Here is a 21932-nt window from a genome sequence, read left to right as displayed (position 1 = left end):
CCCGTGAGGATGCGGGCATGGGTATACGCATGCTCCACCACCGGACGACACCGGCACGGGCACGCACCGACGGACCCGCCCGCGTGCCACTCCTCCCGGTCCCGGTCTTCGCCCCGGGCGCAAGTACCGGCCGCACCCCCGCCACCCTCCCGACGGTCCTGCGCCGCACCGCGACCGACCTACGCCGCGGACTCGCCCGCCGGGCCCCCGCGACCGCCGCCCCGCAGGAGCCACCCGCCTGGCGGCTGTGGGCCGACCTGGCCCGCGGCTACCTCGCGCTGGCCCTCACCCTGCTGCCGCGCCCCCGGCCCGCCCACACCTTCACCGTGTTCGTCGCGACCGCCGACACCCTCGGCGCGCGCCCCCGCGGTCCGGCGCCGTACTGAGTGCGGTCCGGCGCTCATATGGCCAAGTGGTGAATATCGGGCAGGAACGGGTGCCCGCGCAAAGCAAGTTGTCGTAGGGTCGCCTGCGACACCGTACTGGTCGAACAGACGACCACGGTGTGCGGAGGATCGCCGTGCAACCGTCTGCGCCGGTCGATCGTCACAACAGGGCGGGAACAGCCGGTACAACGGGCGAGTACGACAGCAGAAGACGGACGGAGACGGACGCGCGGGCGTCCGGGGGAGGGGTGCACTCTATGGTGGCGCATTTCGACAGGAGGCTCCGCAAGGCGGCGGTCACCACCACCGTGGCCGCGGTCGTGGTCGCGGCCCTGTCCGCGTCCCAGGCCCCCGACGTGACGGCCGACGGCAACGGCAGACAGACCACCGCCGACAACGCGCCGACGTCCGACACGTCGTCCGAGGAGAGCGCCACCGGCAACTCGCCCTACTACACCGACCTGCCGCCCCTCAAGAGCCCTCTTCCCTCCCCGACCACGGGCACCCCTTCCTCCCGGGGTGCGTCCGAGGCCGGCATCCCCGCCACCGTCCTGGACGCCTACAAGCAGGCCGAGTCGGAGCTGCGCCGGACCAAGCCCGGCTGCAACCTGCCGTGGCAACTGCTCGCCGCCATCGGCAAGGTGGAGTCCGGTCAGGCCCGCGGCGGCCGCGTCGACGCGGGCGGCACGACGATCGGCCGGATCATCGGCCCGCAGCTCGACGGCAACGGCTTCGCGCTCATCAAGGACACCGACAACGGCGTCTACGACGGCAACAGCAGGTACGACAACGCCGTCGGGCCCATGCAGTTCATCCCCTCCACCTGGGCGTGGGCGGGCCGTGACGGCAACGGCGACGGCAAGGAAGACCCCAACAACGTCTACGACGCCGCGCTCGCCGCCGGCCACTACCTGTGCCGCAACGGCTGGGACCTGTCCGACCAGGCCGACCTCAACCGCGCGATCCTCAGCTACAACAACTCGCAGGACTACCTGAACACGGTCCTGTCGTGGCTGGAGCACTACCGCAGGGGCACCCACGAGATCCCGGACGGCACCGGCACCCTCCCGGTCGGCCGCAGCGACGACACCAACGCGGGCACCAGTCCGTCACCGGGCCGGACGGGTGCGAGCACCCCGCCCAAGGCTCCCGGTACGACTCCCGGTCCCGGCCAGAGCCCGAGCAAGCCGCCGTCGTCGGGCAAGCCCACCGATCCCGGCGGCCCGAGCACCGGCCCCTCCACACCGCCCAAGGACCCGACGCCGCCGACGGAGACCCCCACCCCACCCCCCACGCCCACCGACACGGTTCACCACCTGGAGCACGCCGGTACCACGGGGCTCACCGCGATCGCGGGCGACACGTTCGCCAAGAAGATCAGCGCCCGCGCCGAGACGAAGGCCGGAAAGGCCGTCGGCAAGGTCCGCATCCGCTTCACCGTCCTGGGCGACACGGACGCCACCTTCACCGGCGGCGACAAGTTCGCCGCGGTCACCACCAACGCCTCCGGCGTCGCCGTCGCGCCCGCGCTGGTGGCGGGCGAGCAGACCGGTGCGTTCACCGTCCGCGCCACCGTGATCGGCCGTACCGTGCCGGGCGTCGACTACAAGGCCACCGTCACCGAGCGCGTCGCCGATGCCCTCACCGCCACTACCGCGACCGAGCTGACGTGCACGCCGGGCGGCGAGTTCGCCGACCCGGTCGAGGTGAAGGCCACGCTCAAGGGCGCCGTCGCGGACAAGGTCGCCGTCACCGCCACGCTCATCAAGTCCGTCGCCGACCCGGCCGAGAACGACAAGGGTCCCTACTTCAAGGACGCCGACGGCAAAACCGTCCGTACGCTGACCGGCCTGAAGACCGACGCCAAGGGCCTGCTCAAGCTGCCGAAGCTGTACGCGGACGACACCGAGGGCACGTACCGTCTCCGCCTCACCACGGCGGGCGGCGCCCAGCTCGACGTCACCCTGAAGGTGGCCAAGGCGGCCGAACCGACGCCGGACCCGTCGACCGAGCCGTCGACCGAACCGCAGGCGTAGGCACCGTCCAGTCCGGCGCGTCCAGCCCGGCGGGGTGGTTCCCCGCCGGGACCCGGTCACTTGCCGAGCCGGGCCTTCGTGTACCGCGTCGGCTCCGCCGTGGCCGGATCCTCGGGCCACGGGTGCTTCGGGTACCGGCCGCGCAGCTCCGCCCGTACGCCCTTGTAGCCGTCCTTCCAGAACGAGGCCAGGTCGGCGGTGACCGCGGCGGGGCGGCCGGCGGGGGAGAGCAGATGCACCAGGAGCGGCACCCCGGCGATCTCGGGTGACCGCTGGAGCCCGAACATCTCCTGCAACTTCACGGCGAGGACGGGCTGTCCGGGGTCGCCGTAGTCGATCCGGATCCTGGACCCACTGGGGACGAGGATCCGCTCGGGGGCCAGCTCGTCGAGCCGCGCCGCTTCCCCGGACGCCCAGGGCAGCAACCGCGTCAGCGCCTGCCCGGCGTCGATCCGGCCCAGGTCGGCCCGCCGCCGGGCCCGGCTCAGCTCGGGCTCCAGCCACTCGTCCGCGCGCGCGAGCAGCGCCTCGTCGGTGACGTCCGGCCAGGGCTCACCGAGGTGCCGCCGCAGGAACGCGAGCCGCTTGCGCAGCAGTTCGGCGTCGGCCGAGCCGCGCAGCAGCCCGAGCCCCTCCCGCCGCAGCCCCTCCAGCAGCGCGCCCCGCACGAGCGCGGGGTCGGCGCCGGTGAGGGGCCGCACCGCCAGTTCCACCGCCCCGAGCCTCTCGACCCGCCGGGCCACCACGTCACCGTCGGCCCAGTGCACCTCGTCCCGCTCGGTCAGCAGCGCTCCCGCCGCCAGCCGGGCGATCTCCTCGTCGACGGCCGCGCCGAGCTGCACGCGCGCGTGCCCCCTGCCCACCGGCCGGTCGGCCACGGCGACGGCGATCCACGGCGCCCCGCGCAGCGCCGACGCCTCAGGCAGCTCCGCCCGGGTGCCGGAGACCATCAGGTACGAACCGCCGTCCTTCCTGGCCACCCGCTCCGGAAACGCCAGAGCGGCCACCAGCCCGGCGAGGACGTCGTCGCCGACCGGCAGCCCCCGCCCGCCCTCCACGGCGGCCCGCAGCCGCCGCACCTCGGCCCGCCACCGCGCCCCGTACGCGTCACCGCCCCGCCGAGCAGCCCGCAGTACGGACACGAGATCGTCCCCGTACTCCCGCGGTGCCTCCTCACTCAACAGCCCCACCACCTCGGCCACCGCCTCGACCCCACGGTCCTCTGTCCGGGAACCCCCGGTCCGGCTCTCGGAGGCATTCGTCTCGGAGCCGCCGGTCTCGGCGGTGGCCGGTCGGGTGGTGGCGCGGTCGGCGGGTCGCGGGTCCGTGGTGCTCGCCCGCGAGGTGGCCCGGGGTGGCATGTTCGCGCTCAGTTCCGCCGCGTCCAGGAGGGCGCGGCCCAGCCGGGGGTGCAGGCCGAGGCGGGCCAGGCGTGCGCCCCGGTCCGTCGCCCGCCCGGCCGAGTCCACCGCGCCGACCGCCTCCAGTACCGACCGGGCGGCCGCCATCGCCCCGCCCGGAGGCGGATCGAGCAGCGCCAGACCGGACGCGTCCGGATCGCCCCAGCAGGCCGCCTGCAACGCGAACGCCGTCAGGTCGGCCACCTTGATCTCCGGCGCCGGGAACCGCGGCAGCCGGGCGTCCTCCGCCTCCGCCCAGCAGCGGTACACCACCCCCGGCGCCTCACGCCCGGCCCGGCCCGCCCGCTGCCGCGCCGCCGCCCGCGAGGCCCGTACCGTCGTCAGCGCGCTGAGCCCGCGCGCGTGGTCCACCCGCGGCTCCCGCGCCAGCCCCGCGTCCACCACCACCCGCACGCCCGGGACCGTCAGCGACGACTCGGCCACCGAGGTCGCCAGCACCACCCTGCGCCGCGCCCCGGGCGCCAGCACCGCGTCCTGCACCGCGGCGGGCGCCCGCCCGTGCACCTGGAGCACGTCCACGTCCCCGAGGCCCGCCAGCCGGCCCGCCACGCGGGAGATCTCTCCGACTCCCGGCAGGAAGCACAGGACGTCCCCGTCCCGTTCGGCCAGCGCCCGCCGCACCACCCCGGCCACGTGCTCGAGCAGCGCCGGGTCCACCCGCATCCCGTGCGGCGGCCGCACCGGCCGCACCGGCGGCGCCCACACGACCTCCACGGGGTACGACACGCCCCGCGCCTCGACGACCGGCGCGTCCCCCAGCAGCCGCGACCAGCCCTCCGCGTCGGTCGTGGCCGACGCGGCCACCAGCCGCAGCTCGGGCCGCAGGGCCTGCCGCACGTCCCACAGGAACGCCGCCGACGTGTCCGCGTCCAGATGCCGCTCGTGGCACTCGTCCAGCACCACCGCGTCGACGCCCGTCAGCTCCTGGTCCCGTTGCAGCCGCTGCAGCAGCACGCCGGTCGTGACGACCTCCACGCGCGCGCGTGGCCCGACGACCCGCTCCCCGCGCACGGTGTACCCGACACTCGCCCCCGGCTTCTCACCCAGCAGCCACGCCATCCGCCGGGCCGCCGCCCGCGCCGCGATCCGCCGCGGCTCGGCCACGACCACACGCCGCGCGGGAGCCTCACCCCCGCCCAGCAGCCCCGCCAGGGCCAGCGGCACCAGCGTGGTCTTGCCGGTCCCTGGCGGCGCGACCAGCACCGCCGTGCCGTGCCCCTCCAGGGCGTCGTGCAGCGCGGGCAGGGCGCCGCGCACGGGCAGCGCGTCCAGGGCGTCGTAACGGATCACGCCCCCAGTGTCGTACGTCCGCGAAACCCTCCTCCGCGCGCGGAGGACGGTTTCAGTCGCGCTCGCAGACGAAGATCGCCGTCCCGGGGATCAGGTGCCCGCGCAGCGGCGACCAGCCGCCCCACTCCGAGGTGTTCCAGTCCGGCCACTCCGGCTCCACGAGGTCCACCAGCCGGAACCCCGACGTCACCACGTCCCGCACACGGTCACCGAGCGTCCTGTGGTGCTCGACGTACACCGCGAGGCCCTCGTCGTCCTGCTCCACGTACGGCGTCCGGTCGAAGTACGAGGCCGACACCGACAGCCCCTCGGGCCCCGGCTCGTCCGGGAACGCCCAGCGCAACGGGTGCGTGACCGAGAAGACGAAGCGGCCGCCGGGCCGCAGCACCCGGCGCACCTCCCGCAGCACCAGCCGCGGGTCGGCGACGAACGGCAGCGCCCCGTACGCCGAACACGCCAGGTCGAACGAACCGTCCGCGAAGGGCAGCACCGACGCGTCGGCACACACCAGGGGGAACGAACCGCCGATGCGCAGGGCGTGCTGGAGCTGGCGGTGGGAGAGGTCCAGGGCCACCGCGCGGGCCCCCTGGGCGGTCAGCCAGCGCGAGCACTGGGCGGCGCCGGCGCCGATCTCCAGGACGTCCTTGCCCTTCAGCTCCTCCGGCGGGCCGAGCAGCTCGGCCTCCACCTCGTCCAGGCCCTCGGGACACCACACGAAGCGGTCGTCGCCGAGGAAGGTGCCGTGCTCGGTCTGGTACTCGTCCGCGTTCCGGTCCCACCAGCCGCGGTTGGCGCGGGAACTCTCGGTGACACCGGCGGCGCGCCGGGTGGCCTCGGGCTCTGGTCCGTCGGTTCCCTCGGCCTCGGACGTTACGGGCTCTTGGATGACCGGCTCCCTCGTACTAGTCTGCGGGCTCTTCCGTGCCGCCCGCCCCGCGTGTCACGCAAGGGGCATCCAGGGGTCCGTGTGGCCTCGGGAGACGGCTTTTGTGCCGGGTATGCGACGATCCGCCCCGGGTGTGCGGCTTCGCGCATTGACCCTGCCCGGCTGCCCCCGTATGCTACAAGTTGCGCTGCGGGCCTGCGCACCTCAGACGTAGCAGGTCGCGCTCGCATCTGTTGTATGTCCCCTCGGTTCTCGAGGTGTCACCCCTGGTTTCGGTGACGCTTCCTTGGCTGTCCGGCTTCTGCAGAGCGAAACGGGCTCCCGGCGTAAGCAGTACCTACGACTTCAATGTCCGTACCGGAGCCCTTTCCCACATGACGAGCAGCACCGAGACCACCGCCACCACCCCGCAGGTTGCGGTCAACGACATCGGTAACGAGGAAGCCTTCCTCGCCGCGATCGACGAGACGATCAAGTACTTCAACGACGGCGACATCGTCGACGGCGTCATCGTGAAGGTCGACCGGGACGAGGTCCTGCTCGACATCGGTTACAAGACCGAAGGTGTCATCCCGAGCCGAGAGCTCTCGATCAAGCACGACGTCGACCCCAACGAGGTCGTCGCCGTCGGTGACGAGATCGAGGCCCTGGTCCTCCAGAAGGAGGACAAGGAAGGCCGCCTGATCCTCTCGAAGAAGCGCGCCCAGTACGAGCGGGCCTGGGGCACCATCGAGAAGATCAAGGAAGAGGACGGCATCGTCACCGGTACCGTCATCGAGGTCGTCAAGGGTGGTCTCATCCTCGACATCGGCCTCCGCGGCTTCCTCCCGGCCTCCCTGGTCGAGATGCGCCGCGTCCGCGACCTCCAGCCCTACGTGGGCAAGGAGCTCGAGGCGAAGATCATCGAGCTGGACAAGAACCGCAACAACGTGGTCCTGTCCCGCCGTGCCTGGCTGGAGCAGACCCAGTCCGAGGTCCGCCAGACGTTCCTCACCACCCTCCAGAAGGGTCAGGTCCGTTCCGGCGTCGTCTCCTCGATCGTCAACTTCGGTGCCTTCGTGGACCTGGGTGGCGTCGACGGTCTGGTCCACGTCTCCGAGCTTTCCTGGAAGCACATCGACCACCCCTCCGAGGTTGTCGAGGTCGGCCAGGAGGTCACCGTCGAGGTTCTCGACGTGGACATGGACCGCGAGCGCGTCTCCCTGTCGCTGAAGGCGACTCAGGAAGACCCGTGGCAGCAGTTCGCCCGCACCCACCAGATCGGCCAGGTCGTGCCCGGCAAGGTCACGAAGCTGGTGCCGTTCGGTGCGTTCGTCCGCGTGGACGAGGGCATCGAGGGTCTGGTCCACATCTCCGAGCTGGCCGAGCGCCACGTGGAGATCCCGGAGCAGGTCGTCCAGGTCAACGACGAGATCTTCGTCAAGGTCATCGACATCGACCTCGAGCGTCGCCGCATCAGCCTCTCGCTGAAGCAGGCCAACGAGGCCTTCGGTGCCGACCCGTCCACGGTCGAGTTCGACCCGACCCTGTACGGCATGGCCGCGTCCTACGACGACCAGGGCAACTACATCTACCCCGAGGGCTTCGACCCCGAGACCAACGACTGGCTCGAGGGCTACGAGACCCAGCGCGAGGCGTGGGAGACGCAGTACGCCGAGGCGCAGCAGCGCTTCGAGCAGCACCAGGCGCAGGTCATCAAGTCCCGCGAGGCGGACGAGAAGGCCGCTGCCGAGGGCGTCGACACCGCGGGTGCGGCTCCGGCCGCGTCCGGTGGTGGCGGCGGCGGCTCGTACTCCTCCGAGGGCGGCGACAACTCCGGCGCCCTGGCGTCGGACGAGGCGCTGGCCGCGCTGCGCGAGAAGCTGGCCGGCGGCCAGAGCTGAAGCTCTGCACACCGGCCGCTGACACCAGCGGTTGAAGCACGGCGGTAACCGAGGGGCCGCACCTTCCGAGGTGCGGCCCCTTCGGTGTGCCCTCCCGGGAATGCCCCACCCCACAAGGGCGTTGTCACAGACGAACAGATGGAGGGGAGCGGTCACTGTGCTTGATCCGCAGGATTTGTACGCCTGGGAGCCGAAGGGCCTTGCCGTCGTCGACATGGCACTCGCCCAGGAGTCTGCCGGACTGGTCATGCTGTACCACTTCGACGGATACATCGACGCCGGGGAGACCGGCGACCAGATCGTCGACCAGGTGCTCGACTCGCTGCCCCACCAGGTCGTCGCCCGCTTCGACCACGACCGGCTCGTGGACTACCGGGCGCGTCGCCCGCTGCTGACCTTCAAGCGGGACACCTGGACGGACTACGAGGAACCCACCATCGAGGTGCGGCTCGTCCAGGACGCCACCGGGGCGCCCTTCCTGCTCCTGTCGGGCCCCGAGCCGGACGTCGAGTGGGAGCGCTTCGCCGCCGCCGTGGGGCAGATCGTGGAGCGGCTCGGCGTCCGCCTGTCGGTCAGTTTCCACGGCATCCCGATGGGCGTCCCGCACACCCGCCCGGTCGGCATCACCCCGCACGGCAGCCGCACCGACCTCGTACCGGGCCATCGCAGCCCCTTCGAGGAGGCGCAGGTCCCCGGCAGCGCTGAGGCACTCGTCGAGTACCGGCTCGCGCAGGCCGGCCACGACGTGCTCGGCGTCGCCGCGCACGTCCCGCACTACATCGCCCGCTCCGCGTACCCGGACGCGGCGCTGACCGTCCTGGAGGCGATCACCGCGGCGACCGGTCTGGTCCTGCCGGGCATCGCGCACTCCCTGCGCACCGACGCCCACCGCACCCAGACGGAGATCGACCGGCAGATCCAGGAGGGCGACGAGGAGCTGACCGCCCTCGTCCAGGGCCTGGAGCACCAGTACGACGCCGCGGCGGGCGCCGAGACCAGGGGCAACATGCTCGCCGAGCCCGTCGAGATCCCCTCCGCCGACGAGATCGGCCGCGAGTTCGAGCGGTTCCTGGCGGAGCGGGAGGGCGACAACTGACGCCGTGACCGGCACCCTCTAGGCTTCCGACCATGCTGAAAGTGGGCCTGACCGGCGGGATCGGCGCCGGCAAGAGCGAGGTGTCCCGGCTCCTCGTCGAGCACGGCGCCGTACTGATCGACGCCGACCGGATCGCGCGCGAGGTCGTCGCCCCCGGGACGCCGGGGCTCGGCGCGGTCGTGGAGGCGTTCGGCGAGGACGTCCTCGCCGCGGACGGCAGCCTGGACCGGCCGAAACTGGGCTCGATCGTGTTCGCCGACCCGGAGAAGCTGGCCGTCCTCAACGGCATCGTGCACCCCCTGGTCGGTGAGCGCTCCCGTGCTCTGGAGGAGGCCGCCGCCGAGGACGCCGTCGTCGTCCACGACGTCCCCCTGCTCACGGAGAACGGCCTGGCGCCGCTGTACGACCTCGTGGTCGTCGTGGACGCCGACCCGGCCACCCAGCTCGACCGGCTGGTCCGGCTGCGCGGCATGACCGAGCAGGACGCACGGGCCCGCATGGCCGCCCAGGCGACGCGCGAGCAGCGCCGGGAGATCGCGGACGTGGTCGTCGACAACGACGTACCGCTGGAGGAGCTGCGGCGCCGCGTCGCGGAGGTCTGGGACGAACTGGTGCGCAGGGCGCGCACGGAATAGCGGTCCCCGCGCGTGCGTTGATCCCTTCCAGCGAGGGAAGGACTCAGCCGTGCCCGAGACAAGCAGCCCGACCGGACGTACTCCGGAGACGGATGTCATCGACTTCCGTGCCGCCGAGCAGTTGCTCGCGGCGCGGGACCCGCGCGGCGCGGTGAAACTGCTCGACGGAGTCATCGGCGCCCACCCCGAGAACACGGCCGCGCGACTGCTGCGCGCGCGGGCCTTCTTCGCGGCGGCGCAACTGCGACCGGCCGAGCTGGAGTTCACCATCGTCCTGGAGCGCGAGCCGGACAACGCGTTCGCGCACTTCGCCCTCGCCCGCACCTATGAACGCCGGGGCTGTCCCGACCAGGCCCGCCGTCACTTCCGGCTGGCGGCGGCGCTGGACCCGAACCCGGAGTACCTGCAGCAGGCGCGCTTCGACTCCTGACGGTCAGCGTCTCGGCGGCGGGTACGGCGGGATGTCCCGGCCCGGCTGGTAGTGCGGGCCCTGGCGGATGTGGCGGAGGATCACGGTCAGGTCGACCGTGACGACGAGCCACAGCACTCCGCAGGCTAGTGCCCAGCCGAACCGCCCCGTGAGCGCGAAGGCGGCCGTGCCGAAGACGGCCCAGACCAGCCCCCACAGGCTCAGCCAGAACCGCGCCCGCAGGGCACTGCGCGCGGTCGCCGGTTCACTGCCCGTACGCATCGGTTCACTACTCCCGTACTCCTGCTCTCGAACCTACTGCGGCAGGTCAGGAGGGGGAAGCGACCTGTGCCGCCAGACCGGCGGCCCTCCTCGGGACCGGGCGCGTTCACTCGGTCGGGTGAACCGTCGTCGAGGGGGAACGGGTGTGCGGACGCGGGCCGTTGGACGGACATGGAACTGAGAATGCGAGAGGGACACCAGGGGACGGGACCCGGGGCCATCACCCCGGACGGCTGCGCGGTCGAGCTCTATTCGCGGCTGCCCGCCGGGGCCGAGCCGGACATCGTCGCCGCCGCCGTGCCCGAGGGCGCGCGGATACTGGAGCTGGGCAGCGGGGTGGGGCGCATGACCCACCCCCTGCTGGAGCGCGGGTTCACCGTCACCGCGGTGGACGAGTCCGCCGAGATGCTGGAGCACGTGCGTGGGGCGCGCACCATACGCAGCCCGATCGAGGACCTCGACCTCGGCGAGCGCTTCGACGCGGTGATGCTGGCGTCGTTCCTCGTGCACGCCGGGGACGTCGAGGTGCGGCGTGGGCTGCTGCGCACCTGTGCCAGGCATGTCGAGGACGACGGCTGTGTGCTGATCCAGCGGGAGGGCGCGGACTACCACACGAACCTGCCGCGGGAGCGGGTGGACCCCAGCGGCTTCACGGTCCGGATCCTGTCGGCGGACCCGGTGGGCGACGGCGTCAACTCGGTCCGGGCGGAGTACGAGTTCCCGGATGCCGTCTGGACCCAGACCTTCCGGGCCCGCCCGCTGACCACGGAGCAGTTCGAGGAGGCGCTGGGAGAGGCGGGACTTGCGGTGGACCGGTATCTCACCGAGGACGGGACGTGGGTGAGGGCCGTGCCCGTGCGACGGCAGGGGTAACGGCAAGCGGCTGCGGCACGGCCATCGGAGAGGGCGTCTTCCCGGGCAGGGGGCGATTCGGCGATGAGTTCCGCGGCGGCGAGCGGTCTGTATCGCGACAGCAGCACGGACCGCCCAGCCCAGGAGACCGCCATGTCCGAGACCACCGCTTCCTCCCCCCCGCCGTGCCGGCCCGCGGGCGCGGCCTCCGGGTCGCCCTGCGTGGGGTGCAGGTGTTCCTCGCGCTGTTCTTCGCCCTCGCGAGTGCCCTGCCCAAGCTGATCGGGCACTCCTCGGCGGCCGACACCTTCGTGGAGCTGGGCTGGGGCGACGCGGGCATGTACGCGATCGGCGTCCTCGAACTGGCGGGAGCGATCGCCCTGGTCGTGCCGGTGCTCCAGTCGGTGGCCGCGGCCGCGCTGAGCGCGCTGATGGTGGGCGCGTTCGTCGTCCAGCTCACCTACTTCGACGGTGCGAACGCTGCGACGCCACTGGTCCTGCTGGTGCCGCTCCTGATCATCGTCCGGGCCCGTCGCGGGCACAACGAGGAGCTGCGCCGGCTGGTGCGGGCCCGGGTCCGGCGCGGCTGATCGGGGCCAAGCCGTCCACGGACGCTCAGGGGCGGTTCGCGGCGTCCCGCCGGGAGCTGCTCAGGCCCTCCAGCCCGCGCAGCCGGTCCATCTCGCGGCGGTCCCGCTTGGTCGGGCGTCCGGCGCCGCGGTCGCGGACGCCGGCCGGGGCGACGGCCTCGCGGGGCGGGGGCGGCGGGGAGTTGTCGACGTAGCACTGGACGGCGACCGGGGCACCGACGCGCTTGCGGATCAGCCGCTTCACGACGACGATCCGCTCCCGGCCCTCCTGGCGCAGGCGCACCTCGTCGCCGACGCGGAGCGCGTGGGCGGGCTTCACCCGCTCGCCGTTGACCCGGACGTGGCCGCCGCGGCAGGCGGTCGCGCCCAGGGAGCGGGTCTTGATCAGGCGGACGGCCCAGATCCAGCTGTCCACGCGGACGCTCTCACCGCTCTGCGGCCCGGCCGCCTCGGCGGCGGCGATCGCCGCCGCCGTCTTCGGGTCGGGTGCCCCGGCCGTGGCAGCGGCGCCGTCCTGCGGGGCGGCCACCGGGCCGCTCCCGCCTTCGTCATGCTCGGAAGCCATGGTCCGACCCTAACCGTCCGGTGCGGTGGAACGGGACGCAATTCCGGCGGCCGACCGGCGGGCCGCACCGTTGCCCACGGGGCCTCGCGCGTCCCGCAGGCACCGGCCGAGGTCTTACGGTGGACGCATGGACACCGGCGGCCTCTCCCTACTCGACCAGCGCATCGCGGGATGCCGGGCCTGCCCGAGACTGGTCGAGTGGCGCGAGGAGGTCGCCCGGACGAAGCGGGCCGCCTTCGCCGACTGGACGTACTGGGGACGGCCGGTGCCCGGTTTCGGCCCGCCGGACGCCCGGCTGCTGATCGTCGGGCTGGCCCCCGCCGCCCACGGCGGCAACCGCACCGGCCGGATGTTCACCGGAGACCGCTCCGGAGACGTCCTGTACCGGGCGCTGTACGACGTGGGCCTCGCCTCGCGGCCCACGGCGGACCGTGTCGACGACGGTCTGGAGCTGTACGGCGTGCGCGTCACCTCGCCGGTGCACTGCGCCCCGCCCGCGAACAAACCCACCCCCGGCGAACGGGACACCTGCCGCCCCTGGCTCGTCCAGGAGCTGGAGTTGCTGCGGCCGACGCTGCGGGCGGTGGTCGTCCTCGGCGCCTTCGGCTGGCAGGCCGCGCTGCCCGCGTTCACCGGGGCGGGCTGGACCGTGCCCCGCCCCCGTCCGCGCTTCGCACACGGCGGGCATGTGCGGCTGGACGCCGCCGACGGGCCGGGTCTGCACCTCTTCGGCTGCTTCCACGTCAGCCAGCGCAACACCTTCACCGGCCGGCTCACCCCCGAGATGCTGCGCGACGTGCTGCGCACGGCGGCGGACACGGCGGGGCTGCCCGCCGGGTGAGGCCCGCCGGGTGAGGCCCGCGCCCCAAAGGGGATGAGCGCGCGGGACCGCCGCGGCTACGGTGCTCCGATGGGCCTGTATCCGGAGATCGAACCGTACGACCACGGCATGCTGGACGTCGGCGACGGCAACCACGTGTACTGGGAAACCTGCGGCAACCCGCACGGCAAGCCCGCGCTCGTCCTGCACGGCGGACCGGGCAGCCGCGCAAGCCCGGGTCTCCGGCGCTACTTCGACCCCGCCGCCTACCGGATCGTCCTCCTCGACCAGCGGGGCGCCGGACGGTCGCGGCCCCGCGCGAGCGCCTACGACACCGACATGAGCGTCAACACGACCGCCCACCTGATGGCGGACCTGGAGCGGCTGCGCGCCCACCTGGACATCGAACGGTGGCTGGTGTGGGGCGTGTCCTGGGGCTCGGTCCTGGGCCTGCGGTACGCGCAGACGCACCCCGGCGTGGTGACCGAGCTGGTGCTGACGGGCGTCGCCACCGGCTCCGACGCCGAAGTGGCCCTCCTGACGCGGGGACTGGGAAACATCTTCCCGGAGGCGCACGAGCGGTTCCTCGCCGAGCTGCCCCCGGGCGAACGCGACGGAAACCTGGCCGCCGCGTACAACCGGCTGCTGGAATCGCCGGACGCGGCGGTGCGCGAGCGGGCCGCGCGGGCCTGGACCGACTGGGAGACGGCGACGATCCCGGCACCGCCCGGCTCGGTCGCCCGGTTCCAGGACCCGGACTTCCGCATGGGCTTCGCCCGTACCGTCACGCACTACTGGGGCAACGACCACTTCCTCGGCGACGGCAACGACGAGGGCGTGGTCCTCAGGGACGCGCACCTGCTGAAGGGCATCCCCGGCACCCTGGTCCAGGGCAGCCTCGACTTCGGCAACCTCCTCGGCATCGTCTGGCGGCTCCACCACGCCTGGCCGGACAGCGAGCTGGTGATCGTGGACGAGGCCGGGCACGACGCCGGGGCGACCGGCGACGAGGCCCTGCTGGCGGCGACGGACACGTACGCGCGCGGGGACACCGGCGGATGAACGACAGGTCTAGGGCCGCCGGGGCCGCCACACATAGCGCACGTCCGGCTCCCGCTCCTCGTTCCGGGCGCCGTCCGTCCACTGCACGGGCGTGAAACCGTGCCGTTCGTAGAAGCGCCGCGCGGGCGCGTTGACCTGGAAGGTCCACAGCGACAGCCCGTCCGCCCGGCGCTCCTTGGCCAGGGCGACGAACCGGTCCCCGATCCCGCACCCGCGCCGCTCGGGGGCGAGGTACAGCTGGGACAGCTCCTCGCCCTCCAGCACCATCACACCGGCGACCGCGCCACCGGCCCCCTCCGCCAGCCAGGTCTCGTACCGCTCCACGACCACGTGCCGGAAGTACGCGCGGACCTCGGTGTCGGAGCGGGGCCGGACCACGGTCGGCAGCGCGGCCGCGAAGGAACGCAGCCAGACGTCGGCCGCGGCCCGCGCGTCGGCGGCACGGGCGCGCCGCAGGACGACCGCCCCGGCACCGGACTCGGCCCCCGCCTCGCGGTTCACGGGCGGCCGGTCTCCGGCACGACCGCGGTCGCGGTGATCTCCACCAGCTGTCCCGGGTAGCCGAGGCAGCTCACCCCGAGCAGTGTCGAGGAGTGCGGACCGGCGCTGAGCCCGGACGCCTCGACGACGTCCCAGACGGCGGACAGCGGGGCGGTCTCGGTGCTCACGACGTACACATCGGTGGACAGCACGTGCTCCAGTCCGCTCCCGACGGCGCGCAGCTGCTCGGTGAGGTTCGCGATCACCTGCTCGGCCTGGCGGACCGGATCGCCCTCGCCGACCAGCTTCCCCTCCGCGTCGAGCGGGACGGAACCGGCGAGGAACGCGAGCCTGGTCCCGGCCTCGACGACGGAGGCGTGGGAGTAGAGGGGCGGCGGGAAGAGACCGGGCACGGTGACGCGCTGGATCACGTGGACTCCTGGAAGACGGGCGGGCAATCTCCTGATCGTCCGTGCCGCGCCCGCTGCGCGCACCCGAATTTCGCTCGCGGCCCGCACCCCGGCCGCCTAGGCTCCCCAGCGTCGCCACCCGCCGCCCGCACCGTCAGGAGCCCGCACCAGTGCCCTCGCCCGCCCTCACGGACCAGGTCTTCCTCGACACCACGGCCGACCGGCTCGCCGCCCTGCCCGCCGTGCGCGCGGTGACCCTCGGCGGCTCCCGGGCCCAGGGCACGCACGGACCGGACAGCGACTGGGACCTTGCGGTCTACTACCGGGGCGCCTTCGACCCGGCGGACCTGCGCGCCGTCGGCTGGCCGGGCGAGGTCTCGGAGATCGGCGCCTGGGGCGGCGGCGTCTTCAACGGCGGCGGCTGGCTGACGATCGACGAGCGCCGCGTCGACGTGCACTACCGCGACCTCGACTCGGTCGAGCACGTGCTGACGGAAGCGGAGGCGGGCCGCTTCGGCGTCGAGCCGCTGATGTTCCACCTGGCGGGCATCCCGACCTACCTCGTGGTCGCCGAGCTGGCGATCAACAAGGTGCTGCGCGGCGACCTGCCCCGCCCCGACGGCTACCCGGAGGCCCTGCGCACCGCCGCACCCGAACACTGGTACGGCATGGCCACCGCCACCCTCGCCTACGCCAAGGCGGGCCACGCCCCCAAGGGCGCCCTCACCCAGGTCGCCGGCGCCCTCGCCCTCGCCACGACCCAGACGGCCCACGCGGTGCTGGCGGCGCGGGGCGAGTGGGTCACCAACGAGAAGGGGATGGTCGAGCGGGCCGGACTGGGCGGCATGGACGCGCTGCTCGCCGGTCTGACGCCGGAGCCGCGAACCCTGGCCGACGCGGTGACGCGGGCCGAGGCAGTGCTGCGCGAGACCCTGGAGGCCGCCCGCTCCTGAGCGCACGGCACCGCGGTACGCCATGGCGCCCGACGGCCGTCATCCTCCCGAAACAGGACCGTTTCCGCGCCTTCGAAGACCCGTCGTACGCTTGACAGCGCACCACCCAGCCCGGCCACCGTCGCCCGAAGGCTCACCACCGCCTCGACCGGACGACAGGAGCCCCGCACCCCGTGTTCCGCACCGCAGTTGAAGCACTCCCGCCCTGGCTCGGCCACGCCCTGAACACCCAGCGCGGCCCCGTGCCCTGGAACGCTGTGGCCCGGGGAGCGCTGGCGGGCGGGCCGCTGCTGACCGCGGCCCTGGTCGCCGGGCGGGCCTCCCTCGGAGTCGTCGCCGCGATCGCCGCCATGCTGGCCGGCATCAACGACCGGCCGGGCAGCCGCCGCGCCTCCGTGCGCCGGATCGGCGTCCCCGCGCTCGCCGGGGCCACCGGGCTGCTCGTCGGGACGTACGCCGGGCAGCACCTCGGGGCGGTGGCGCTGACGCTGGTGCTGACCGGGCTCGGACTGGTCGCCGGGTGCGTCAGCGCCGTCGGACCGGTGGCGTCCGGGACGGGGACGCAGCTGCTGGTCACCGCGGCCGTGGGCGCCGGGATGCCGCTGCCCGACCCCGGATGGCAGAGCGTGCTCGCCTTCCTCGCCGGGGCCGGATGGCTGCTCCTGCTGCGACTGGCGCTGCCCACGCCCACCACTCTCACCGGCGACCTCCGTCTCGGCTTCCGCTTCGACGGGGAACGGGCGGCCGTCGCCGACGTCTACGAAGCCGTCGCCGCGCTGCTCGACGCCGTGGGCACGGAGTACGCCGTGGTGCGCCGGGCCGCGCTCACCGCCGCCCTCGACCACGCGCAGGACGCGCTCGCCGGACCCCGGCTGCGGCGCCGTGCCTCCACCGCGGCCGAACGCCGGCTGCACGCCCAGTACGCCGCCGCGCTGCCCCTCGGTGAGGCCGCGACCGCGCTCGCGTGGGCGGAGCGGGCCGTGCCCGCGCGGGCCGCCGAAGGGCCCCGGCGGCTCGCGGCGGCCGTCCGCGGCAACACCCCCGCCGGGCCGCTGCCCGCGCCCAGCCGGACCGACCCCGCCCTGCGCGCCCTGGACGACGCCCTGCTGCACGCGGCGCAGGCCTTCGACCGGGGCAGGGGCCCCGACCTGCACGTCCGCAGGCGGTCGCCCCGCTCCGTGGCGCGTGCCGTGCTCGGCCCGGGCGGTCGGGAGTACGGGCTGCGGGCCGGGCTGTGCTTCGGCGCCAGTGCCGCCGTCGCCCAGGCGCTGCACCACGGTCACTGGTACGGCTCCCACCAGCACTGGTACTGGCTGCCCGCCACCGCCGTCTTCCTCGTCAAGCCCGACCTCGGCCCGCTCGTGTCCCGGGTGCTGTGCCGGGCGGCCGGGACGGTGCTCGGGGCGCTGCTGTTCGCCGGGTTCGCGGCCGTACTGCCCCGGCCGGAGGGGCTCGTCGTCCTCGTCGCCGTCTGCGGTGCCCTGGTGCCGGTCGCCGCGCGGCACTTCGCCGCCCAGACCACCGTGGTCACCGTCCTCGTCCTGGCCCTGGTCATGGTGGGCGGCGAACCGCAGGCCTCCGCGGGCCGTATCGGGGAGACGCTGCTGGCCTGCGCGATCGTGCTGGTGGTCGGGCACCTGCCGATGCCGGGGCAGCGCGGCGCCGGCACCCGGGCGGGCATCGACGCCGCCGACGCCGCCGCACAGGCCTACCTCGCGCACGTACTGGGCGAGTCCGACGACCGCGCCACCCGGTGGACGCTGCGCCGGGAGGCCTACCGCACCCTCGCCGAGGCCCGCGCCGCCAGTGCCCGCGCCGCCGCCGAACTGCCCGCCCTCGCCCGGCACTCCGAGGGCACCGACGAGGTCGCCGCGGTCCTCGAACGGCTCGTCGACACCACCACCGCGTGCGCCGTCCACCTCGACGACACCGGAGGGCTCAGCCCCCGCCACACCGAACGGCTCGCCGCGCTGCGGGACGAACTCGCCGAGCGGCGCGGGCGCGTGGGGCGGCACCGTACGTTGGCTTGATGACGCCTCCCTCCGCCTCTTCCCCCTTTTCCGGCGATCCCGCCGAGTCCGCCGAGTCCGCCGATCTCGTCATCACCGGCTGCACCGTCCTGGTGCACGACGACCGTGAACGGATCGGCTTCGAGCAGGACGCGGCCGTCGTCGTACGCGACGGGGTCGTCGCCTCCGTGACCACCGCCGCCGCCGGGGCCGCGATGCCCGCCGCCGAGCGCATCGACGCACGCGGTCAGGTCGCCCTCCCCGGGCTGATCAACTGCCACACGCACGCGCCCATGGTCGCCCTGCGCGGCCTCGCCGAGGACCTGCCCACCGAGGAGTGGTTCAACGACGTCGTCTGGCCCGTCGAGTCCAACCTCACCGTGCGGGACGTGATCCTGGGCGCCCGGCTGGCCTGCGCCGAGATGATCCGCGCGGGGGTCACGACGTTCGCGGACAGCTACTTCCACATGGACGCCGTGGCCGCGGTCGTCACCCAGTGCGGGATGCGGGCGCAGCTGGGACAGGCGTACTTCTCCTCGCAGGGGCCCGCGGGCCGGGAGGCCTCGCTGGAGTTCGCGCTGCGGTGCCGCGACGTTGCCGGAGGCCGGATCACCACCGCCCTCGCCCCGCACGCCCCTTACACGGTGACCGACGCCGACCTGGCCGCGACCGCGGAACTCGCCCGTGACCACGGCCTGCCCGTGCACCTGCACGCCGCCGAGTACCGCGACCAGACCGACTCCAGCCTCGCCCGGCACGGGGTCACCCCCATCGAGGTCCTCGAACGCACCGGCGTCCTCGACACCGACGTGCTCATCGCCCACGGCACCGGCATCACCGAGGGCGACCTGCCGCTCCTCGCGCGCGCGGGCGGCCGTACGGCGGTGGCGACCGCTCCCCGGGGCTACCTCAAGTTCGCCTGGCCCGGCACCACACCCGTGCGCGCGCTGCGTGACATCGGCGTCGCCGTGGGGCTCGCCACGGACGGTGCCGCGTCCAACAACTCCCTGGACGTGTGGGAGTCGATGGCGCTCACGTCCCTGATCCAGAAGTCCACCGAGGGCGACCCGCGCTGGCTGACCTCCCGTCAGGCCCTCCACCACGCCACCGTGCAGAGCGCCCACGCGGTCGGCCTGGGGGACGCCGTGGGCCGTATCGCACCGGGGCGGCGGGCGGACCTGATCCTCGTCGACCTGACCGGGCCGCACACCCAGCCCGTGCACGACCTCGCCGCCACCCTGGTGCACAGCGCGCGCTCCGCCGACGTGCGCACCACGATCGTGGACGGGCGCGTGCTCATGCGGGACCGCCAACTGCTCACCGTGGACGTGCCCGCGGTGGTGCGGGAGCTGGGGGAGCGGCTGCCCGCCCTGACCGACCGCGGACACGGCCGGCGCATCCAGGAGTACGACACCTGAAAGGCCCCTTCAGGCAGTGTTCGTCGGCCTGTCGAAAAGAATCTTGCCGGGCAGCGATGAGTTCCGCTCCGCCCTTCGGTCACCACCCGGACGGCCCGACCGCGTCGGACCGTCGCCCGTCGGACCGAAGCAGGACGCACGTCGCACAGGAGGCTGGAGCCATGTCGCTGCCCGAGATCGTCACCCGCGCCGACTGGCGCGAGGCGCGCGAGGCGTTACTGGCGAAGGAGAAGGCGGCCACCCGCGCGCGTGACGCCCTGAACGCCGAGCGGCGCGGACTGCCCATGGTGGAGATCGACAAGGAGTACGTGTTCGAGGGCGGCGACGGCAAGGCCACCCTGCTCGACCTGTTCGAGGGCCGCGAGCAGCTCGTCGTCTACCACTTCATGTTCGCGCCCGAGTGGGACGCCGGCTGCCGCAGCTGCTCGGCGTTCCTGGACCAGATCGGGCACCTCGCGCACCTCAGGGCCCGCGGCACGTCGTTCGCGGCCGTCTCCCGGGCGCCGTACCCCAGGATCCTGCCGTTCAAGGCGCGGATGGGCTGGACGCTGCCCTGGTACTCGTCGTACGTCAGCGACTTCAACACTGACTTCGAGGTGACCCTGGAACACGAGGGCGAGCTGATCGAGCGGCCGGGGCTCAGCTGCTTCCTGCGGGACCGCGAACGGGTCTTCCACACCTACTCGACGTACGAGCGCGGCCTGGACGGGCTCGGCTCGACCACCAGCCTGCTCGACCTGACCGCGCTCGGCCGGCGGGAGCCGTGGGAGAAACCCGAGGGGCGTGCGTCGGCTCTCGGTGCGCCCGCGGGCAGTGAGAGAGTGCGCTATCACGACGAGTACGAGGACTGAGACGCTCGGTAGCGAAAACGGCCGAAAGGCCGAGGCTCCACTCACCCTTTGCGGTGAACGGGTGTCAACTGTGTCTCAGTACCATCACCGGGCGAGGCGTTCACTCCATGGTGGCGTTTGACTCTACGAGTACAGCGCAACATGGAGGTGCGGAGTGAACGGGCGAACGGTGCTCGAACGCTTTCCCGCCGGTGGACCACGAGGATCCTGGCCCGCGGAAGAGTTTGCCCAGGCGCGGCGCCTGGAGGGGCTGCCGGCCGAGGTCGTGATGGACCTGGCCACGGACACGTTCCTGGTCGTCGTGCGCGGCGGTGACGCCGCGGGTGACGCGGCGGCCTGACCCGCCGCCGCCCGCGCCTACGCGCTGACCGTCCGCGACCAGGTCGGCGTCGTGTTCGTCAGCCGGCACAGGGCCAGATACAGCGGAATGGGCGGCGTGTAGGGAACCGTGCCGTCCGAGCGGTGCAGCAGGGCCGGCAGCTCCGAGGCGCCGGGTACGACCGCACCGGTGGCGTAGCGCGCGGGCGCGGGCCACTCCAGGGCGTAGTCGGAGTCGGACGGAACGATCCACCACCAGTGCGTCTCGTCGGAGTAGACGCACCCCACCCGCGGCAGCCGGGGCAGCACCTGCTGGCCGAGGAAGGCGGGCACCGCCACCGCGTCGCAGCCCAGCGGTGCCGTCATGCCGTCCGGCACGGGCAGTCTCAGAGGTGTCCCGGCGGTGTGTCGTCCGCGCTGGAGGCGGACCATCGTGTCCAGACCGAGCGGTCGGACGCCGGACGCGGCCCTCATAGCCATTCGGTCCCCGTTCCGCGGAGTGTCTCCCGGGCTTCCCGGCCTGCCCTGCGGCGGGACTCGACCTCGTCCTCGTCCCCGGTGTCGTCCGCCGGGGTGGGCTTCGGCCGGGCGCCCCAGCCCAGGTCGTTGTGGGGCTCCGAGGGGTCGCGCGGTCCTTCGGCCTTGCGTGGCAGCTCGGCCCAGACCAGCAGTCCGGGACCGTGCTCGTGGGCGCCCCAGGCGTCGCACAGGGCGTCGACGAGAAGCAGGCCCCTGCCGTGCTCGTCCTCAGGCTGCTGATCGGTCGAGGGGTGGGGCTGGCCCGGGGCGCAGCCCTCGTCGCGCACGGCTATGCGGACCAGGTCGTCGGCGTCGTGCAGCTCGCACACTATGTGTCTGCTCGCCGTGTGCACGATCGCGTTGGTCACCAGCTCCGAGACCACCAGGGCCGCGGTGTCACAGGTGTCCTCGCACACCGCCCAGCCGCTCAGCCGGGCCCGTGTCAGGCGTCTGGCCTGCGAGGGAGAGCCCGGATGAGCGGCTAGCTCGAAACGGAACCGGCGCTCGACGGCGGCGGTTCCCGAGGAGCCGGCTCCCATGGCGGCACCGAGGCCCAGGGAGCCCGCGGTGGCGTCTGTTCCTAAGGGCGCGGACGGAATCACGCTTGCCACTATCGCCCCGCCGTGAACACTTGGCAAGTGTCACTCTGAAAAATGCAGAGTGCTGTGTGACGTTCTGGACGGCCGTGGCACACTGCTCGCAACAGCACGTCGAGCGGCGCCACTTCAGGTCGTCGAAGGCATCTTCAGGCTTTCGAACAG

At 73.4% G+C, this 21932-nt stretch carries 22 protein-coding genes and 1 pseudogene; 15 read left to right on the top strand and 8 right to left on the bottom strand.

Annotated elements, in window-relative coordinates; translation table 11 throughout:
* The first annotated feature begins 17 nt into the window (after positions 1-17).
* Both ACGH52_RS10500 and ACGH52_RS10495 read left to right on the top strand, forming a co-directional pair.
* On the top strand, positions 18-386 hold the full coding sequence (locus tag ACGH52_RS10500; RefSeq protein WP_198538627.1) for a hypothetical protein: 369 nt from the start codon (positions 18-20) through the stop codon (positions 384-386).
* 257 nt (positions 387-643) lie between these two features.
* Entirely contained in the window at positions 644-2422 is a 1779-nt protein-coding gene (locus ACGH52_RS10495; protein ID WP_399938728.1) for a lytic transglycosylase domain-containing protein, read from the top strand.
* A gap of 56 nt (positions 2423-2478) precedes the next feature.
* On the opposite strand, the gene ACGH52_RS10490 is transcribed toward ACGH52_RS10495, so the two are convergent.
* Both ACGH52_RS10490 and ACGH52_RS10485 read right to left on the bottom strand, forming a co-directional pair.
* A complete protein-coding gene (locus ACGH52_RS10490; protein WP_399938726.1) occupies positions 2479-5133 on the bottom strand; it encodes an ATP-dependent RNA helicase in 2655 nt (884 codons plus the stop codon).
* Between the two features lie 52 nt (positions 5134-5185).
* Positions 5186-6019 carry a class I SAM-dependent methyltransferase gene (locus ACGH52_RS10485; RefSeq protein WP_059299142.1) on the bottom strand — a complete coding sequence of 278 codons (834 nt, stop codon included), beginning with the start codon at positions 6017-6019 and terminating at the stop codon, positions 5186-5188.
* A 374-nt stretch (positions 6020-6393) separates the two neighbouring features.
* Between ACGH52_RS10485 and rpsA the strand changes: the two genes are divergently transcribed.
* The 4 genes from rpsA (at position 6394) to ACGH52_RS10465 (ending at position 10063) form a co-directional block, all read left to right on the top strand.
* Positions 6394-7902, top strand: coding sequence for a 30S ribosomal protein S1 (gene rpsA, locus ACGH52_RS10480; protein WP_059299143.1), 1509 nt, complete (start codon positions 6394-6396; stop codon positions 7900-7902).
* Positions 7903-8059: 157 nt separating this feature from the next.
* Positions 8060-8998, top strand: a complete 939-nt coding sequence (locus ACGH52_RS10475) for a PAC2 family protein (RefSeq protein ID WP_076973852.1) — start codon at positions 8060-8062, stop codon at positions 8996-8998.
* 32 nt (positions 8999-9030) lie between these two features.
* Positions 9031-9633 (top strand): dephospho-CoA kinase, encoded by a 603-nt coding sequence (coaE, locus tag ACGH52_RS10470; RefSeq protein WP_399938724.1) that lies wholly within the window; start codon positions 9031-9033, stop codon positions 9631-9633.
* 49 nt (positions 9634-9682) lie between these two features.
* Positions 9683-10063, top strand: a complete 381-nt coding sequence (locus tag ACGH52_RS10465; RefSeq protein WP_076973850.1) for a M48 family metallopeptidase — start codon at positions 9683-9685, stop codon at positions 10061-10063.
* A 3-nt stretch (positions 10064-10066) separates the two neighbouring features.
* Here ACGH52_RS10465 and ACGH52_RS10460 read toward each other — a convergent pair whose 3' ends face one another.
* Positions 10067-10324, bottom strand: a complete 258-nt coding sequence (locus ACGH52_RS10460; RefSeq protein ID WP_059299147.1) for a DUF6343 family protein — start codon at positions 10322-10324, stop codon at positions 10067-10069.
* A gap of 183 nt (positions 10325-10507) precedes the next feature.
* On the opposite strand from ACGH52_RS10460, the gene ACGH52_RS10455 reads away from it, so the two are divergent.
* Both ACGH52_RS10455 and ACGH52_RS10450 read left to right on the top strand, forming a co-directional pair.
* Positions 10508-11197: a bifunctional 2-polyprenyl-6-hydroxyphenol methylase/3-demethylubiquinol 3-O-methyltransferase UbiG gene (locus ACGH52_RS10455; RefSeq protein WP_121702361.1), complete on the top strand. Its 690-nt coding sequence runs from the start codon at positions 10508-10510 to the stop codon at positions 11195-11197.
* A 63-nt stretch (positions 11198-11260) separates the two neighbouring features.
* Positions 11261-11766: pseudogene (locus ACGH52_RS10450) on the top strand (DoxX family protein).
* A gap of 25 nt (positions 11767-11791) precedes the next feature.
* Here ACGH52_RS10450 and ACGH52_RS10445 read toward each other — a convergent pair.
* Positions 11792-12331, bottom strand: coding sequence for an RNA-binding S4 domain-containing protein (locus ACGH52_RS10445; protein WP_121702362.1), 540 nt, complete (start codon positions 12329-12331; stop codon positions 11792-11794).
* A gap of 127 nt (positions 12332-12458) precedes the next feature.
* On the opposite strand from ACGH52_RS10445, the gene ACGH52_RS10440 reads away from it, so the two are divergent.
* Both ACGH52_RS10440 and pip read left to right on the top strand, forming a co-directional pair.
* Positions 12459-13172, top strand: coding sequence for a uracil-DNA glycosylase (locus tag ACGH52_RS10440; protein WP_121702363.1), 714 nt, complete (start codon positions 12459-12461; stop codon positions 13170-13172).
* Positions 13173-13241: 69 nt separating this feature from the next.
* Entirely contained in the window at positions 13242-14213 is a 972-nt protein-coding gene (pip, locus tag ACGH52_RS10435; RefSeq protein ID WP_121702364.1) for a prolyl aminopeptidase, read from the top strand.
* A gap of 9 nt (positions 14214-14222) precedes the next feature.
* Here the strand turns inward: pip and ACGH52_RS10430 are convergent, their stop codons facing one another.
* Positions 14223-14714, bottom strand: a complete 492-nt coding sequence (locus ACGH52_RS10430) for a GNAT family N-acetyltransferase (RefSeq protein WP_076973843.1) — start codon at positions 14712-14714, stop codon at positions 14223-14225.
* Entirely contained in the window at positions 14711-15124 is a 414-nt protein-coding gene (locus tag ACGH52_RS10425; protein ID WP_121702365.1) for a RidA family protein, read from the bottom strand. Before ACGH52_RS10425 ends, ACGH52_RS10430 begins: the two co-directional genes overlap by 4 nt.
* A 149-nt stretch (positions 15125-15273) precedes the next feature.
* Between ACGH52_RS10425 and ACGH52_RS10420 the strand changes: the two genes are divergently transcribed.
* From ACGH52_RS10420 to ACGH52_RS10400, 5 genes are all read left to right on the top strand, one after another.
* The gene (locus ACGH52_RS10420; protein WP_399938720.1) at positions 15274-16056 is read left to right on the top strand and encodes a nucleotidyltransferase domain-containing protein; all 783 of its coding nucleotides are present in this window, start codon (positions 15274-15276) and stop codon (positions 16054-16056) included.
* Positions 16057-16229: 173 nt separating this feature from the next.
* The gene (locus tag ACGH52_RS10415) at positions 16230-18086 is read left to right on the top strand and encodes an FUSC family protein (protein ID WP_399938718.1); all 1857 of its coding nucleotides are present in this window, start codon (positions 16230-16232) and stop codon (positions 18084-18086) included.
* Entirely contained in the window at positions 18086-19483 is a 1398-nt protein-coding gene (locus tag ACGH52_RS10410) for an amidohydrolase (protein WP_399938717.1), read from the top strand. Before ACGH52_RS10415 ends, ACGH52_RS10410 begins: the two co-directional genes overlap by 1 nt.
* 161 nt (positions 19484-19644) lie before the next feature.
* Positions 19645-20334: a DUF899 domain-containing protein gene (locus ACGH52_RS10405; RefSeq protein WP_399938715.1), complete on the top strand. Its 690-nt coding sequence runs from the start codon at positions 19645-19647 to the stop codon at positions 20332-20334.
* Between the two features lie 154 nt (positions 20335-20488).
* On the top strand, positions 20489-20674 hold the full coding sequence (locus tag ACGH52_RS10400; RefSeq protein ID WP_121702369.1) for a hypothetical protein: 186 nt from the start codon (positions 20489-20491) through the stop codon (positions 20672-20674).
* Positions 20675-20691: 17 nt separating this feature from the next.
* On the opposite strand, the gene ACGH52_RS10395 is transcribed toward ACGH52_RS10400, so the two are convergent.
* Positions 20692-21132 carry a hypothetical protein gene (locus ACGH52_RS10395; protein WP_171987108.1) on the bottom strand — a complete coding sequence of 147 codons (441 nt, stop codon included), beginning with the start codon at positions 21130-21132 and terminating at the stop codon, positions 20692-20694.
* The gene (locus ACGH52_RS10390) at positions 21123-21782 is read right to left on the bottom strand and encodes an ATP-binding protein (protein ID WP_399938713.1); all 660 of its coding nucleotides are present in this window, start codon (positions 21780-21782) and stop codon (positions 21123-21125) included. Before ACGH52_RS10390 ends, ACGH52_RS10395 begins: the two co-directional genes overlap by 10 nt.
* Positions 21783-21932 lie beyond the last annotated feature (150 nt).

It is taken from the genome of Streptomyces sp. BBFR25, from assembly GCF_044590125.1.
Lineage (GTDB): Bacteria > Actinomycetota > Actinomycetes > Streptomycetales > Streptomycetaceae > Streptomyces > Streptomyces canus_D.
Note: the sequence above shows the minus strand (reverse complement) of the source record. Positions and strands in the feature narration are given on the sequence as shown.

Coding starts and splice junctions, on each gene's coding strand:
- ACGH52_RS10500 (WP_198538627.1), top strand. CDS start 18: ATGGGTATACGCATGCTCCACCACCGGACGACACCGGCACGGGCACGC.
- ACGH52_RS10495 (WP_399938728.1), top strand. CDS start 644: ATGGTGGCGCATTTCGACAGGAGGCTCCGCAAGGCGGCGGTCACCACC.
- rpsA (WP_059299143.1), top strand. CDS start 6,394: ATGACGAGCAGCACCGAGACCACCGCCACCACCCCGCAGGTTGCGGTC.
- coaE (WP_399938724.1), top strand. CDS start 9,031: ATGCTGAAAGTGGGCCTGACCGGCGGGATCGGCGCCGGCAAGAGCGAG.
- ACGH52_RS10460 (WP_059299147.1), bottom strand. CDS start 10,324: ATGCGTACGGGCAGTGAACCGGCGACCGCGCGCAGTGCCCTGCGGGCG.
- ACGH52_RS10455 (WP_121702361.1), top strand. CDS start 10,508: ATGCGAGAGGGACACCAGGGGACGGGACCCGGGGCCATCACCCCGGAC.
- ACGH52_RS10445 (WP_121702362.1), bottom strand. CDS start 12,331: ATGGCTTCCGAGCATGACGAAGGCGGGAGCGGCCCGGTGGCCGCCCCG.
- ACGH52_RS10440 (WP_121702363.1), top strand. CDS start 12,459: ATGGACACCGGCGGCCTCTCCCTACTCGACCAGCGCATCGCGGGATGC.
- pip (WP_121702364.1), top strand. CDS start 13,242: ATGGGCCTGTATCCGGAGATCGAACCGTACGACCACGGCATGCTGGAC.
- ACGH52_RS10410 (WP_399938717.1), top strand. CDS start 18,086: ATGACGCCTCCCTCCGCCTCTTCCCCCTTTTCCGGCGATCCCGCCGAG.
- ACGH52_RS10405 (WP_399938715.1), top strand. CDS start 19,645: ATGTCGCTGCCCGAGATCGTCACCCGCGCCGACTGGCGCGAGGCGCGC.
- ACGH52_RS10395 (WP_171987108.1), bottom strand. CDS start 21,132: ATGGCTATGAGGGCCGCGTCCGGCGTCCGACCGCTCGGTCTGGACACG.